At 72.5% G+C, this 13,744-nt stretch carries 13 protein-coding genes, 1 tRNA gene and 1 pseudogene; 6 read left to right on the top strand and 9 right to left on the bottom strand.

Annotated elements, in window-relative coordinates:
* Nucleotides 1-4: 4 nt before the first annotated feature.
* The 6 genes from BM064_RS11850 to BM064_RS11825 form a co-directional block, all read right to left on the bottom strand.
* The gene (locus BM064_RS11850; RefSeq protein ID WP_092859997.1) at nucleotides 5-1,306 is read right to left on the bottom strand and encodes a TRAP transporter large permease; all 1,302 of its coding nucleotides are present in this window, start codon (nucleotides 1,304-1,306) and stop codon (nucleotides 5-7) included.
* 156 nt (nucleotides 1,307-1,462) lie between these two features.
* Complete coding sequence (gene dctP, locus BM064_RS11845) at nucleotides 1,463-2,548, bottom strand: TRAP transporter substrate-binding protein DctP (protein ID WP_092859996.1); 1,086 nt, start codon at nucleotides 2,546-2,548, stop codon at nucleotides 1,463-1,465.
* A 150-nt stretch (nucleotides 2,549-2,698) separates the two neighbouring features.
* Nucleotides 2,699-4,303 (bottom strand): class I adenylate-forming enzyme family protein, encoded by a 1,605-nt coding sequence (locus BM064_RS11840; protein WP_092859995.1) that lies wholly within the window; start codon nucleotides 4,301-4,303, stop codon nucleotides 2,699-2,701.
* Between the two features lie 74 nt (nucleotides 4,304-4,377).
* Nucleotides 4,378-5,631 carry an acyl-CoA dehydrogenase family protein gene (locus BM064_RS11835; RefSeq protein WP_092859994.1) on the bottom strand — a complete coding sequence of 418 codons (1,254 nt, stop codon included), beginning with the start codon at nucleotides 5,629-5,631 and terminating at the stop codon, nucleotides 4,378-4,380.
* 33 nt (nucleotides 5,632-5,664) lie between these two features.
* On the bottom strand, nucleotides 5,665-6,459 hold the full coding sequence (locus BM064_RS11830; RefSeq protein WP_092859993.1) for a FadR/GntR family transcriptional regulator: 795 nt from the start codon (nucleotides 6,457-6,459) through the stop codon (nucleotides 5,665-5,667).
* A gap of 125 nt (nucleotides 6,460-6,584) precedes the next feature.
* Nucleotides 6,585-7,592 carry an MBL fold metallo-hydrolase gene (locus BM064_RS11825; protein WP_092859992.1) on the bottom strand — a complete coding sequence of 336 codons (1,008 nt, stop codon included), beginning with the start codon at nucleotides 7,590-7,592 and terminating at the stop codon, nucleotides 6,585-6,587.
* Nucleotides 7,593-7,911: 319 nt separating this feature from the next.
* On the opposite strand from BM064_RS11825, the gene BM064_RS27780 reads away from it, so the two are divergent.
* Both BM064_RS27780 and BM064_RS27770 read left to right on the top strand, forming a co-directional pair.
* A complete protein-coding gene (locus BM064_RS27780) occupies nucleotides 7,912-8,001 on the top strand; it encodes a fumarylacetoacetate hydrolase family protein (RefSeq protein ID WP_218161024.1) in 90 nt (29 codons plus the stop codon).
* Between the two features lie 12 nt (nucleotides 8,002-8,013).
* Nucleotides 8,014-8,514 (top strand): annotated as a pseudogene (locus BM064_RS27770) (fumarylacetoacetate hydrolase family protein); the annotation flags it as partial.
* On the opposite strand, the gene BM064_RS11815 reads toward BM064_RS27770, so the two are convergent.
* Nucleotides 8,485-8,560: transfer RNA gene (locus tag BM064_RS11815), tRNA-Ala, on the bottom strand. The pseudogene BM064_RS27770 and the gene BM064_RS11815 overlap by 30 nt on opposite strands.
* A gap of 389 nt (nucleotides 8,561-8,949) precedes the next feature.
* On the opposite strand from BM064_RS11815, the gene BM064_RS11810 reads away from it, so the two are divergent.
* The 3 genes from BM064_RS11810 to BM064_RS11800 all read left to right on the top strand — a co-directional run bounded on the left by BM064_RS11810 (nucleotide 8,950) and on the right by BM064_RS11800 (nucleotide 11,201).
* The gene (locus BM064_RS11810) at nucleotides 8,950-9,243 is read left to right on the top strand and encodes a YggT family protein (RefSeq protein ID WP_092859991.1); all 294 of its coding nucleotides are present in this window, start codon (nucleotides 8,950-8,952) and stop codon (nucleotides 9,241-9,243) included.
* Nucleotides 9,244-9,251: 8 nt separating this feature from the next.
* Nucleotides 9,252-9,575, top strand: a complete 324-nt coding sequence (locus BM064_RS11805; RefSeq protein WP_092859990.1) for a DUF167 family protein — start codon at nucleotides 9,252-9,254, stop codon at nucleotides 9,573-9,575.
* Between the two features lie 363 nt (nucleotides 9,576-9,938).
* Nucleotides 9,939-11,201, top strand: a complete 1,263-nt coding sequence (locus BM064_RS11800) for a Na+/H+ antiporter NhaA (protein WP_092859989.1) — start codon at nucleotides 9,939-9,941, stop codon at nucleotides 11,199-11,201.
* Nucleotides 11,202-11,340: 139 nt separating this feature from the next.
* On the opposite strand, the gene BM064_RS11795 is transcribed toward BM064_RS11800, so the two are convergent.
* Nucleotides 11,341-11,763 carry a VOC family protein gene (locus BM064_RS11795; protein ID WP_092859988.1) on the bottom strand — a complete coding sequence of 141 codons (423 nt, stop codon included), beginning with the start codon at nucleotides 11,761-11,763 and terminating at the stop codon, nucleotides 11,341-11,343.
* An 82-nt stretch (nucleotides 11,764-11,845) separates the two neighbouring features.
* Nucleotides 11,846-12,655: an AraC family transcriptional regulator gene (locus BM064_RS11790; RefSeq protein WP_092859987.1), complete on the bottom strand. Its 810-nt coding sequence runs from the start codon at nucleotides 12,653-12,655 to the stop codon at nucleotides 11,846-11,848.
* Nucleotides 12,656-12,770: 115 nt separating this feature from the next.
* Here BM064_RS11790 and kdsA point away from each other — a divergent pair, with 115 nt between their 5' ends.
* A complete protein-coding gene (kdsA, locus tag BM064_RS11785) occupies nucleotides 12,771-13,616 on the top strand; it encodes a 3-deoxy-8-phosphooctulonate synthase (protein ID WP_092859986.1) in 846 nt (281 codons plus the stop codon).
* Nucleotides 13,617-13,744: the final 128 nt, after the last annotated feature.

Here is a 13,744-nt window from a genome sequence, read left to right as displayed (position 1 = left end):
GACCTCACTGGATCTGGGAGGGGAGCCAGGTGACGACCCCCGGGAACTCGACCATGATCAGCGACACCACCACCGCCGCCACCAGCGCGAACAGGCCCGTGGTGCGGAAGATCGGCCCCACCGGGTGCCTCACCGCCGCGCAGGCCGCATAGGTCGCCAGCCCCACCGGCGGCGTCAGCAGCCCCAGCGAGATCATGAAGCAGGCCATCACCCCGAACCACAGCAGGTCGACCTGGGCGGCCTCCAGCACCGGCAGGATGATCGGGATCAGCAGCACCATCACCGCGGCCGACTCCAGCAGCAGGCCGCCGATGAAGAAGGCCAGCAGCATCAGCGCCACCAGCACCGTGGGCTGGGCGAGCAGCGGCTCGACCGCCGCCAGCAGCTCGCGGGGCGCGCGCGACAGCGACAGGAAGCGGCCGAAGGCCTGCGCGCCGATGACGATGATCATCAGCATCGAGGTGACCTTCACCGAGTCCACCAGGCTGTCGAAGATGTCCCGCAGCCCGATCCGGCGCAGGGCCGCCATGCCCACCAGCGCGGTGAAGGCGCCCAGGCCCCCCGCCTCGCCGGCGGTGAAGACGCCGCCGTAGATGCCGCCGAAGATCACGAACATCAGCACGACGACGAAGATGAAGGCGGCGACGGCCGAGGTCGGAAGCTCGGCGTCCGCCTCGCTCTCGGCCGGGGCCGCGCCGGGCTTGGTCTCGCCGAAGACCCACAGGCAGCCGATGTAGCACAGGATGCACAGCAGGCCGGGGATCATCGAGCCGATGAACAGGTGCCCCACCGGCACCAGCGTCAGCGAGCCGTAGAAAATCATGATCAGCGACGGCGGGATGATCGCGGCGAGCGAGCCCGAGACCGCGGCCAGCGACACCGCGAAGCGCTTGGTGTAGCCCACCTGCTGCAGCTGCGGCCCGGCCATCACCGCCAGCGCCGCGGAGGTCGCCGCGCCCGAGCCCGACACCGCCCCCAGCATCCCGCCCGAGACGATGGTCGCCGCGCCAAGCGGAAAGCGGCGCTTGCCGGCCAGGCGATAGCCCACGCGGAACAGGTCCTCGACCACCCTGCCCCGCAGCAGGAACTGCGCCATCAGCAGGTAGAGCGAAATGATCGAGAGCGAATAGGACGAGGCGGCGCCCACGATGTCGGCGGCCAGCAGCCCGTCGAACAGGCGCGTGCCCATCATCGCGAACATGCCCGCGATGCCGGCGCCCATCAGCACGATCGCCACGCTCTGTCCCAGGATCAGGAACACGGCGAACCATGCGGAGACGAAGATCAGGGCCTCATGAGAGGTCATCGAATTCCCCGCGACATGAAGAAGTGCGGCGGGAGGCGCGCGTCGCGCCTCCGGCGAAGACCGTCGCCCCCGCGGGGGCGACGGCGATCCGCGCGACGGCCGCGCCCGCGGGCGCGGCCGGGACCGGCGTCCGCGCCCTGCGGGGCGCGGAGGGGATCAGTCGGCGAGGTACTCGGCGACGCCCGGCGGCAGCTCGCCGCCCTCCTCCTGCACCAGCTCGGCCCAGAGCTGGGCGGCCTTGCGGGCGGGATGGCCGTCGGCCTCCATCGTCTCGATCCACTGCTTCCAGGTCGCGACCGAAGCCTCGGCGATGTGGTCCTGAAGCTCCTGCGGCAGGTCGGAGGCCTGCACGAAGGTGGTGCCGGCGGCCTCGGCGGCGGCGCGGACCTCGAGGTACTGCTTCTGGATGAACTCGGCGTTCTCCAGCGCCACCTCGCGGGCGACCTCGTCCATCGCCTTCTGCTGCTCTTCGCTCAGCCCGTCCCAGGCGGACTTGGAGATCGCCGCGTAGCTCTCCCAATGGCCCAGCGCCACGCCCTCGATCGAGTATTTCAGCAGCTCGGTCATCGAGTAGGACTTCCAGTCGGCGACCGACAGCAGGATGCCCTCGATGGTCTTGCGGCTCAGCGCCTCGTAGGCCTGCGCCGCCGGCATGGTGACCGGGTTCACGCCGAGGTTCTCGAGCGTCATGGTCTGCAGCGCCGCGCCCGCGCGCAGCGGCAGGCCCTGGAAGTCGGCGGGCGAGGTGATCTCCTTCGAGACCGTGTTGATCGCATAGGGGCCGGAGGCGCCCAGGCCCCAGGCGACGATGCCCTTGGGCTCGATCTCGTATTCGTAGAAGGTCTTGCCGTCCTTCAGCTCGACGTCCGAGTCCATCAGCTTCTGGAAGGCCCGGGTGATCTGGGCGCTGTCGGTGCCGTAGACCGGCAGCTGCGAGATGTCGGTCAGCGGGAAGGCGCCGGGGATGTAGGGGGCGAGCAGCGGCGAGACGATGTCGACCGTCCCCCCCTGCAGCGCGTCGAGCCCGCGGCCCACGCCCACCAGCTCGCCCGCGTAGAAGCGGGTGAAGGTGAGGTCGGTGCGCTCCTCGAGCTTGTCCGCGAACGGGTCGAGGCTCTGGCCCACCCACATGTGGACCTGCGGCAGCGAGGCCGAGATCATCAGGTTCTGGGCGACCGCCGGGGCCGAGGTCACGGCCAGCGCGGCGGCGCCGGCGAGGGCGCCTTTCACAAGGGTCTTCATCGGGTTTCCTCCCATGGTGCGGCCCGCGTTTTCGCGGGTCCGGTGCGAACGACTGCTCGTTTTCGGTCTTGGGCGCGGCCTCGGGCGGCCGCGCCGGGTCTTGTGTGCGACGCGCCCTTCCGGCGCGCCGCGGTCAGGGCCGGGGCGCGCTCAGGCGCGCTCGACGAAGTTCAGCTTCTCCCGGATGTCGCGCTTCATGATCTTGCCGTTGTGGTTGCGCGGCAGCGGCTCGGGCGTGATCGTGAAGCTCTCGGGCGCCTGGTAGTCGGCCAGTTCGCGCCGGCAGTGGGCGGCGAGCGCGGCCTCGTCCAGCGGCTCGGGCGAGACCACCACGGCGTGCACCCGCTCGCCCAGCACCGGACAGGGCTTGGCGACCACCGCGCTCTCGGTCACGCCGGGGAAGGCGGCGAGCACGCTCTCCACCTGGGCGGTGAAGATCTTGTAGCCGCCGCGGTTGACCATGTCCTTCTTGCGGTCGTGGACGTAGACGAAGCCGTCCGCGTCGATCGAGCCGATGTCGCCCGACTTCCAGAACCCGCCCGCGAACTCCTTCGCCGTGGCCTCCGGGTTCTCCCAGTAGCCCGGCACGACCATCGGTCCGGAGTGCCAGAGCTCCCCGTGCACGCCGGGCGGGCATTCGCGCCCGTCCTCATCCATGACCACGCTCACTGCGCCATAGCTCGACTTGCCGACGCTGAGACGGTGGCTCGCGGTGAATTCGGGGGGGATCATGGTGACGGGCGACGTGGTCTCCGTCGCGCCGTAGCAGTTCATCAGCTTGAGGTTCGGGAGCTTCTGCGCCAGCCGCTCGATGGTCGGCGCGGGCATCGGCGCGCCGCCGTAGCCGCCCCAGCGCCAGGCCGAGAGGTCGTGGTTCGCCGGATCGTCCTGCACGAGGCAAAGGTTGTACATCGCCGGCACCATGGCGCAGTGGGTCAGCTTCTCCTCCGCCGCGAGCCTGAGGAAGGCCGAGGCCTTGAATTCCCGCATCACCAGCAGCGTCGCCTGCGCGCGCACCGCCTTGTGCACGCCGCCCACCAGGCCGGTGACGTGGCTCAGCGGCGCGATCACGCCCTCGCGGTCGCCGGGGCGGCTGTCCATGAAGCTCGCGAAGGCGGTGGCCGAGTGGACGATGCCCAGGTGCGTCAGCATCGCCCCCTTCGGCACGCCCGTGGTGCCGGAGGTGTAGAGGATGGTGGCCACCGCCTCCTCGTCGACCTTCGCGGGCGGGGGCGCGGCCTCGGGATCGGCGCCCAGCAGGCGGTGGTAGTTGCAGAACCCCTCCACCTTGCCGAGCGCGAAGCGGCGCACCAGCGCGGGGGTCTCGCAGGCCGGCGGCACGACCTCGGCCGCCTCCGGCTCGCAGATCAGGATCTTCGCGCCCGACTGCACCAGCGCGTGGCGCAGGCCGGGGGTCTGGTCGCGCAGCGACAGCGGCACCAGGATCGCGCCGAGCCGGGCGACCGCGTAGGTCAGCACCACGAAGGGCGCGTCGTTGCCCAGCAGCAGGGCCACCCGGTCGCCGGGGACCACGCCCTCGCCATGCAGGGCGGCGGCGAGGCGGCGCACCTCCTCGTCGAGCTGCGCCCAGGTGAAGCGCAGTTCTCCGCAGACCAGCGCCTCGGCCCCGGGGCGCGCGGCGACCGCGGCCTCGAGCATGGCGTGGATGTCGGAGGGGCGGTCGACGAAACAGTCGACCACCCGGCTTCCGTAATGCAGCTCCCGTCTCGTCGCGGGGTCTATCGCTGCGGCCATGGCGTCCTCCCCGGGTCGCGGCCCTTGTTTGGTCGGCGCCCGCGTCTGCGCGGGCGCACGCGTCGCCGCCCGCGTCAGTGCGGGCGCACGTAATGGTGCGTGTTGGCGCCGACGCGGCCCTTGGCCTTGCCCAGCTCGTCGCGGGCGATGACCATCAGGTGCACCTCGTCGGGGCCGTCGATGAAGCGAAGCGCCCGGCCCCAGGTCCACAGGTAGCTCAGCGGCGTGTCGGGCGTGATGCCGGCGGCGCCGAAGACCTGCATGGCGCGATCGGTGATCCCGGTCTGCAGGCGCGCGGCCACCACCTTGATCGCCGAGACGTCGACGCGCGCGGCCTTGGCGCCTTCGCGGTCCATCTTCCAGGCGGCGCGCAGCATCAGCAGGCGGGCCTGGTCGATGTCGAAGCGGGCCTCGGCGATCCAGTCCTGGATGTTGGCGCGGTCCGCCAGCGCGCGGCCGAAGGTCTTGCGCTCCAGCGCCCGCTCGCACATCAGCTCCAGCGCCAGCTCGCACTGGCCGATGGTGCGCATGCAGTGGTGGATGCGCCCCGGCCCGAGCCGCGCCTGCGCCAGCATGAAGCCGTCGCCCTCCGAGGCGAGGATGTTCTCCACCGGCACGCGCACGTTTTCGTAAAGCACCTCCGAATGCCCCTCGGGCGCGTGGTGGTGCATGATCGGCACGTCGCGCACGATCTTCACGCCGGGCGTGTCCATCGGCACCAGGATGAAGCTGTGCTTCTTGTGCCGGTCCGCGTCAGGAGACGGATCCGAGACGCCGAACACGATCGCCAGCTTCGCGTTGGGATGCATCGCCCCGGTCGAGAACCACTTGCGCCCGTTGATGACGTAGTGATCGCCGTCGCGGATGATCGTGGTCGAGAGGTTGGTGAGGTCCGAGGAGGCCGTGTCCGGCTCCGTCAGACCGACGATCGAGCGGATCTCGCCCATCATCAGCGGCTTCAGCCAACGCTCCTTCTGCTCGGGCGTGCCGAACTGGTGCAGGATCTCCATGTTGCCGGTGTCGGGGGCCGAGCAGTTGAAGACCTCCGAGGCCCAGGGCACCCGCCCCATGATCTCGGCCAGCGGCGCGTATTCGAGGTTGGTCAGACGCGTGCCCGGCTCGTCGTCCTTCAGACCCGGCATGAACATGTTCCACAGGCCCGCCTCGAAGGCCTTGGCCTTCAGGCGGTCCAGCAGTTCGATGGGATACTTGCCGGTGCTGTGGAAGGTCTCATGGAACTCCTGGTTGGCGGGCAGCACGTAGGACTGCATGAAGTCCTCCAGCTTCGCCATCAGGCTCTGGGTCTTTGCGGAATACTCGAAGTCCATGGGTCGTCCCCCTTGCGTGTCGGGCCGCGCGCGTCAGGCGTCGCGCGGCGGCGTCGTGATCTCTCTGGCGGCCTTGGCCCCGGCCGCGGGCACCAGCGGCGCGATGGGCGCGTCCATCGGCAGGCCGGCCATGATGTAGCCGCGGCGGAAGTCGACCGCGTGGCGCAGGGTCCAGTCGCGCGCCACGTCGGGGTCGCCCATCGCCACCGCGTCGATCACCCGCCCGTGCGCCTCCAGCTGGCGGGCCGGCGCCTGGGGCAGATGCGGCAGCAGCGCCTCGAGGCCGGAATAGAGCAGGATCCCGATCGGCTCCTGCGCCAGCGCCAGCGCCGGGTTCTTCGTCGCCTCGGAGATGATCGAGTGATATTCGAGGTCGAGACGCACCACCGCCCGGTCGTCGCGCGCCTCGGTCGCCTTGGCCATGCGCGCCTGGTTGGCGCGCAGCTTGGCCACGTCGGCGTCGGTGGCGTTGCGCGCGGCGAGCTCGGCGGCAAGCGGCTCGATCTCCACCGCCACCCGCCAGAGCTGGTCGAAGGTCACCTCCAGCATCCTGAGCGCGCGGGTGTTGCGCGAGGCGAGCTCGCGGGCCTTGGGCGTCGAGACCACCAGCTTGCGGGGCGAGGCGCGGCGCACCAGCCCCTCGGACTCCAGCCGCCGGATGCCCTCGCGCACGGTGGATCGGTTCACCCCGAAGAGCGCGGCCAGCTCCACCTCGCCCGGAAGCTGCTCGCCCGGCAGCAGGCGGCCCTCGAGGATCTGGGACTCGAGCTGGGCCGAGACCTGCTCATAGGCCTTCGAGACCTGGATGGGCCTGGGCCTGAGCCCCATGCGCGTCGCTCCCCTGCCGTCATGGCGGCGGCCGGACGTTGGCCGTCCGGCGTTCAGTGTCGGTTTGTCGGACACTATTCAGGGCGCGCGCGGAGTCAATCTCCGCGTGGGCGCTTTCGCCCGCTTCACCCTCCGCAGCCGCAGTCCGGGCCGTGCAGGTGGCCGTGGACGGGGCCCAGCCCCCATTTCTCCCGCAGGGCCTTCATGTGGGCGAAGTAGGGAATCGCCTCGCGCACCGGCCGCTCGCCGCCCGCGAAATCGTCGTAGAGGGTCTGCACATTGACCACGAGCCGTTCGGGATCGCCCAGGCCCGCGAAGCGGCCCAGCTCGATGTCATGGGCGGCGGCGAGGAAATCGAGCCCCGCATCGAAGCGCCGCCGCGCCTCCTCCGTCACGAACACGAGGTAGTCGCGCATCGCCCGCACCCCGTCCTTGTCGGTGACCGGCCCGTGGCCCGGGACGACCACCTCGACGTCCATCGCCAGGATCCGGTCGCAGGCCGCGATCCAGTTCGACAGCGGCCCCGCCCAGGCGATCGGCGTGCCCTCGTTGAACAGGATGTCGCCGGTGTAGACGACCTTCTCCCCGGGCAGATGCACCAGCGTGTCGCCCTTGGTGTGGGCGGGCCCCACCTCGATCAGCCGCACCTCGCGGTCGCCGACCCGCAGCGCGGTCTCGCCCGAAAAGGTCTCGGTGGGCGGGGTCAGGGTGATGCCGACGAAGTCGAAGGGGGCGAAGCACTCCCGCACGAAGTCGCCCGCCTCGCCCAGCATCGCGGGGTCCGACATCAGCGCGAGGAACATCGCCGGGGGCACGTGGGCGAATTCCTCCGCCGTGCCCTGGCTCGCCACGATCCGCGCGCCCTCGACGAGCTGGTTGCCGTAGGTGTGGTCGCCGTTGGCGTGGGTGTTGACCAGGGCGCCGATCTTCTCCGCCTGCGGGACGGCGGCGCGCATCGCGGCCAGCATCTCGCCGGTCAGCTTCAGGTCGAAGAGCGTGTCGACCAGCAGGCTCGCCTCGCCGTCGGTCACCAGGCCCGCGTTCGACCAGCCCCAGCCCCCGTCCGGCTGCTGCCAGGCCCAGCAGCCGTTCCCGATGTCGTGCAGCCCGCGGCTGCAGCCCCGCTTCGCCATCATCGCCTCCCTGCGTCGCTCCGGCCCGTTCTAGCGCGCTCCGGCCCTGCCCGCAGCCTTCGCGACGACCGGTCGGCAGGCTTGCGCGCCTGCCCGCCCCGACGCGAAGCTGCGCCCGGCAAGCGGGCCGCCAGGCGCCCCCGACAGGGAGATCCCCAGGAAGTTCGTCACCGAGCTCGCCCCCGGCGGCGGCGAGGTCGACGATGCGCCCCTCGCCCTCGAGGAACGCACCGGCGTCCTCTCGATCCCGCAGACGTTCTACGCGCAGCCGATCTGCCACAAGCGCAACCGCTTCTCCGCCTGCGGCACGGACATGGACGTGGTCTGGCCGCGGTATTCGAAGCTGATGGATTTCGAGCTGGAGTTCGGCGTCTGCATCGCCCGGACCTGCAAGGACGTCCCGTGCTAGCGCGCCCGCGAGGCGATCTACGGCTACACGATCGTCAACGACGTCTCCGCGCGCGACGCCCAGGCGGCCGAGATGGGCGGCCAGCTCGGCCCGGCCAAGGGCAAGGACTTCGGCGACGCCGACGCCATGGGCCCCTGCCCGGTGACGCCCGACGAGATCCCCGACCTCTAAGACCTGACCATGATCGCGCGGGTCGACGGCGAGGAATGGGGCCGCGGCCCCTCTGGCGAGATGCTGTGGACGTTCGAGGACGTGATCGCCCACGTCTCCGCCTCCGAGACCCTGCGCCCGGGCGAGTTCATCGGCTCGGGCGCCGTCGGAAACGGCTGCGGCCTCGAGCACCTGCGCTTCCTGGAGCCGGGCGACGTGGCGACGCTGGAGGTCGAGCGCATCGGCACGCCGCGCAACCGCGTCCTCGCGCCCGCCTGCCCCCCGAACGCCGCGAGGCCGCCCCGAAGGACGGCCTCGACATGCGCGGGGATTTGGTGGAGCCGAGGGGGATCGAACCCCTGACCTTCGCATTGCGAACGCGACGCTCTCCCAGCTGAGCTACGGCCCCGTTGGCGCGCTTCCTAGACAGGCCCCCGGGGGCTGTCAAGCGGCCCCGTGCGGAGTTCTTCGGCCGAGCGCGAGGCGCCGTCGCGACAGCCGCGCCCGGCGAGGCCGTCGGACCCGGCGCGCAGCGCCGGCGCCGCGCCTGAGGCGGGCGGGCGCGGGGGCGGATAGCCCTCGCCAGGCCCGTGCGCGCAGGGCGGAGGAGGCCGGGCGGGGGGCCGCGGGGGCGCGGCCTTCGGGCGCATCCGGGGCCCGGTTCGGGCGGCGCGGGGGCGAATGCGCGCGATTCAGCGCGACTCGCGCGCCCGCAGGGCGTTGCGACGGTTGATCCGGCGAGGCGCCGCGGCTACCTGTGCCCGAACGCTTCCGCCCTGCCGCATGGATGACCGCCCGATGCACTCGATCGCCACCATTCTCCTGATGATCCTGAACTTCGTGTGGTGGGTCGTGATCATCCACGCGGTGATGAGCTGGCTGATCAACTTCGACGTCATCAACCTGCGCCAGCGCTTCGTCTACACGGTCTGGTCGACGCTCAACCGCCTGACCGAGCCGCTCTACCGGCCGATCCGCTCGATCCTGCCGCCGATGGGCGGGCTGGACCTCGCGCCGCTGGTGCTGCTGTTCGGCATCATCGCGCTGCAGGTGCTGATCTCCAACAACCTCACGGGCCCGGCCTACTACTGAGACCGCCGGTGAGCGCGCCCCGCCCCTGGCGCCCGGCCGAGGGCGGCGGACTGCTGCTCGCCGTCCGCGCCACGCCGCGGGGCGGGCGCGACCGGATCGAGGGCGTCTCGACCGACGCCGAGGGGCGGACCGCGCTCGCCGTGCGCGTATCGGTCCCGGCCGAGGGCGGCAAGGCCAACGCCGCGGTGCTGCGGCTGGTGGCCCGCGCCGCCGGCCTGCCCCGCTCGGCGGTGACGCTGGAGGCCGGCGCGACCGCCCGCAGCAAGCGCCTGCGCCTCGCGGGCGACGCAGAGACCCTGGCCGCCCGCCTGGAAGCCGCCCTGCCCCGCTGAGCCCCTCCGCCGGCCCCGCCTTCCCCCGTCCGCCGCCGCGCCGCGCGCCGGACCGATCCCCGGGGCGCGACGCCCGACGCGGCGCTTCCCCGCGCGCCGCAGGCGCGCCCGTCGGCCCAAGCGCTGCGCCCAGCCCCAGGCCGCCGCAGGCGCCGACGCCAGCCGCCGCGCCGCGGGCCCGACGCCTCCCGGGGGCGCGAGGCCCGACGCGGCGCTCCTCCGGCCGCCACGGGCGCGCCCGCGGCGTCGGAACGCGCCATCGCGCATTGCCGCCTCCGGCCTGATCGCCTAACCAAGTCCGACTCGCCCCCGGCCGGCCCCCCGCCCGCCGGTGGGCGCAAGGCAATGGGTGGGAGCCGGGGCATGTACAAACTGTGGTCCTTCGTGTCGGAGTATTCGCTGCTCCTGATCGCCGGCGCGCTGGTCGCGCTCGGCTGGGCCAACCTATCCCCAGACACCTACCACCACTTCGTCGAGTTCCCGCTGATCGACGACTTCTTCATCGGCCACCTGCACGTCGACGCCGAGGGGCACGCCCACCGCACGCTGACGCTGCACTACCTCATCAACGACGTGCTGATGGCGCTGTTCTTCGCCATCGCCGGCAAGGAGGTCTGGGAGGCCGTGGCGCTCGAGAACGGCTCGCTGCGCGGCAAGAAGGCGATGACCCCGCTGGTCGCGACCGCCGGCGGCATGCTGGGCCCGATCGCGGTCTACCTCGGCCTCGCCATGGTGATGGGCTCGGAGACCTACGACGCGGTCTCCCGCGGCTGGGCGATCCCGACGGCGACCGACATCGCGTTTTCCTACCTCGTGGGCCGCATGGTCTTCGGCGCCGGCCACCCGGCGGTGCGCTTCCTGCTGCTGCTGGCCATCGCCGACGACGCGGCCGGGCTGATCATCCTCGCGATCTTCTACCCCTCGGCCGAGCTCGCGCCCCAGTGGCTGCTGCTCTCGCTCGCCGCCGCCGCGGGCACCTACCTGCTCGCCAACTGGCTGCCGCGCCGGCTGGACCGCGGCAAGCAGGACCGGCCGAACTCCACCTGGGTGCGTGCGAAGCTCGGCTTCTGGCCCTACCTGATCGGCGGCTGCATCTGCTGGTACGGCTTCCAGGAATCGGGCATCCACCCGGCGCTCGGCCTGCTGCCGATGGTGATGACCATCCCGCACGCCGACGTCAGCTTCGGCTTCTTCGCCGAGGCGGAGGAGCACCTGCACGACCTGCTCAACGAGATCGAGCATGGCCTCAAGCTCCCGGTCGAGGTGATCCTGTTCTTCTTCGGCCTCGCCAACGCGGGGGTCGAGTTCTCGGCGATCTCGGCGCCCACCTTCCTGGTGCTGGCGGGCCTGCTGATCGGCAAGCCGCTGGGCATCGCCTTCATGGGCTGGCTTGCCGCCAAGCCGATGCGCCTGGGCCTGCCCGAGGGGATGCGGATGATCGACCTCTTCGTGGTCGGCTGCGTGGCGGCGATCGGCTTCACGGTGGCGCTCTTCGTGGCTTCGGTCGCCTTCCCGGCCGGCCCGGTGCAGGACGCGGCCAAGATGGGCGCGCTGTTCAGCTTCTTCGCCGCGGCGATCTCGATCGTCGCCGGCATCGTGACCCGGGTGAAGAAGGTCCACGGCTGAGCCTCCGCCGGGCCCGCGCGGCCGGGCCCCGAACCGCAGACCGCCCCGGGCCGACGCCCGGGGCGGTCTCGTTTCCGGGGTCTGCCCGGGTCGGGCCCCGGGACTCCGCGGGCGGCCCGCCGCCTCCGCGCTCTGGTCCTCAGCCCGCGGCGGCGGTCCAGGGGTCGTAGGCGCCCAGGTTCCACAGCCCGCCCTCGGGGTCGCGGATCGAGACGGCCAGCCCGCCGTAGTCCTTCACCTCGAGCGGCATCACGATCTCCGCCCCCGCCGCCAGGGCGCGGGCATGGGCGGCCTCCACCGCCGCGTCGTCGGGCAGCACGAGGTAGGGGCTGCCCCCCGCGCGCCCGTCCCCGGGCGGCCCCTGCAGGTCGCCGAAGCCGCCCTCGCGGAGCGAGCCCAGCATCACCATGCCCGCGCCCAGCGTCAGCTCGGCATGGGCGATCCCGCCGCGGTCGTCGGGAAAGACGGCGTGGCGGGCGAAGCCCAGCACCTCGCACAGCCAGTCGATCATCGCGGGGGCGTCCCGGTAGGACAGGGTGGGAATCACGTGGCTGCCGGTCATCGGGTCCTCCTGCGCTCGGCGTCTGCGGACCCGGTATGCCGGCGTCCCGGCCGCGCGGTCTTGAAGAAATGTCGCCGTCCGCTCAGTCCGGCCGCCGCGCCGCCAGCGCCCGCGCCGTGGCCCCGCCCAGGGCCCGCATCTCGCGGGCCATGTGCGCCTGGTCGGCATAGCCCATCTCGGCCGCGAGGTCCGCCAGCGGCGCCGCCTGCGCGCCGCGCAGCCGCGCCAGCGCCCCCTCGAACCGCGCGAGCCGGGCCAGCCGCTTCGGCCCCATCCCCACCTCGCGCCTCAGCGCGTCCGAGAGCCCCTGGCGCGAGACGCCCAGCCGCTCCGCCAGCTCCGCCACCGGTCGCCAGGGCGCGCGGTCGATCTCGGCCAGCGCCCGGGCGGCGAGGGGCGAGGGGCCCTGCGCCCCCGCCGTCGCCCGTGCGAGCACGCCTGAGACCGCCTCGAACCGCGCGGCCCAGGTCGGCGCGCCCGCCGCTCGGTCCTCGAGCTCCGCGGCCAGCGCCGGCGCGATCTCGCGCAGGTCCACCGTCTCCCCCGCCGCCTCCGCCAGCCGCGGCCCCAGCAGCCGCCGCGCGGCGAGCGGGGCGAGGTCCACCTGCAGGCAGACCGCGGCGCCGGGATAGGCGATCCCCACAGGCCGGTCGTGCAGCCCCGCCGTGAAGCTGCGCAGGAGCGGGCGCGAGCGGGCGGCGTCGCGCAGCTCGAACCCGCCCTCCAGCACCAGGATCAGGGGGACGAAGGCGCAGGCGGGCGCAAGCTCCGTCCCCGGCAGCGGCCCTGCCAGCGAGAAGCCGACCATCCGCCGCGCGCCGGCCGGGGGGGCCGGCGCCGCGACCAGCCCCGCCGCGGGCGGGCCATGGGGGTCGTGCAGGGGCGCATCCATGCCCGTCAGCCTGCCACGGCGCGCGGGCCCTGTCGCGCGCCGCCGCGGCGCCGGCGGGCGCAGGCCGGCCGCAAAGGCGCTGGACGGCCCCGCGCCGCCGGGCTAGGACGCGCACATGACCCAAGCCAAGACCGTGCGCGTGGGCGATCTCGCGATCTCCAACGCCCTGCCCCTCACCGTGATCGCCGGCCCCTGCCAGCTGGAGGGGCTCGAGCATGCGCTCGACATCGCCGGCGCGATGTCCGAGGCCTGCCGCGCCGCCGGCGTCGGCTATGTGTTCAAGGCCAGCTACGACAAGGCCAACCGCACCTCCCTCTCCGGCCGCCGCGGCCCGGGGATGGAGGAAGGGCTGGAGATGCTCTCCGAGATCCGCTCGCGCACCGGCCTGCCGGTGCTGACCGACGTTCACGCGCCCGAGCAGTGCGCGATGGCGGCCGAGGCGGGCGTCGACATCCTGCAGATCCCCGCCTTCCTGTGCCGGCAGACCGACCTGCTGCTCGCCGCCGGCGCCACGGGCAAGGTGGTGAACGTGAAGAAGGGCCAGTTCCTCGCGCCCTGGGACATGGCCAACGTGGCCTCCAAGGTCTCGTCCACCGGCAACGACGCGATCCTGCTGACCGAGCGCGGGGTCTCCTTCGGCTACAACGCGCTGGTGGCCGACATGCGCGCCCTGCCGACGATGGCGAAGACCGGCTACCCGGTGATCATGGACGCGACCCACGCGGTGCAGCAGCCCGGCGGCCTCGGCGGCTCCTCGGGCGGCCAGCGGGAGTTCGCGCCCGTCCTCGCCCGCGCCGCCGTCAGCCTCGGCATCGCCGGCGTCTTCATCGAGACCCACGAGAGCCCCGACGAGGCCCCCTCCGACGGTCCCAACATGATCCCGCTGCGCGAGATGCCGAAGCTGGTCGAGACCCTCGCCGCCTTCGACCGCCTCGCCAAGGACAACCCGATCGAGCTCTGACCCGGCCCGCCGCCAGGCGCCCCGACAGGCTTCCCCCGCGGAGCGCCTGTTCCCCGGAGCCGTCCGTCGCGGATGCCGATCAGAGCGACTCGCCCCCGGGGGTCAAGGATCGCGAAGCGACCCGCGCT

The organism is Albimonas pacifica, from assembly GCF_900113695.1.
Taxonomy (GTDB): domain Bacteria; phylum Pseudomonadota; class Alphaproteobacteria; order Rhodobacterales; family Rhodobacteraceae; genus Albimonas; species Albimonas pacifica.
Note: the sequence above shows the minus strand (reverse complement) of the source record. Positions and strands in the feature narration are given on the sequence as shown.

Excerpts from the sequence above, each read along its gene's own strand:
- BM064_RS11810 (WP_092859991.1), top strand. The coding sequence starts at position 8,950 with ATGCACTCGATCGCCACCATTCTCCTGATGATCCTGAACTTCGTGTGG.
- BM064_RS11835 (WP_092859994.1), bottom strand. The coding sequence starts at position 5,631 with ATGGACTTCGAGTATTCCGCAAAGACCCAGAGCCTGATGGCGAAGCTG.
- BM064_RS11830 (WP_092859993.1), bottom strand. The coding sequence starts at position 6,459 with ATGGGGCTCAGGCCCAGGCCCATCCAGGTCTCGAAGGCCTATGAGCAG.
- BM064_RS11795 (WP_092859988.1), bottom strand. The coding sequence starts at position 11,763 with ATGACCGGCAGCCACGTGATTCCCACCCTGTCCTACCGGGACGCCCCC.
- BM064_RS11790 (WP_092859987.1), bottom strand. The coding sequence starts at position 12,655 with ATGGATGCGCCCCTGCACGACCCCCATGGCCCGCCCGCGGCGGGGCTG.
- BM064_RS11800 (WP_092859989.1), top strand. The coding sequence starts at position 9,939 with ATGTACAAACTGTGGTCCTTCGTGTCGGAGTATTCGCTGCTCCTGATC.
- kdsA (WP_092859986.1), top strand. The coding sequence starts at position 12,771 with ATGACCCAAGCCAAGACCGTGCGCGTGGGCGATCTCGCGATCTCCAAC.
- dctP (WP_092859996.1), bottom strand. The coding sequence starts at position 2,548 with ATGAAGACCCTTGTGAAAGGCGCCCTCGCCGGCGCCGCCGCGCTGGCC.
- BM064_RS11850 (WP_092859997.1), bottom strand. The coding sequence starts at position 1,306 with ATGACCTCTCATGAGGCCCTGATCTTCGTCTCCGCATGGTTCGCCGTG.
- BM064_RS11825 (WP_092859992.1), bottom strand. The coding sequence starts at position 7,592 with ATGGCGAAGCGGGGCTGCAGCCGCGGGCTGCACGACATCGGGAACGGC.
- BM064_RS11840 (WP_092859995.1), bottom strand. The coding sequence starts at position 4,303 with ATGGCCGCAGCGATAGACCCCGCGACGAGACGGGAGCTGCATTACGGA.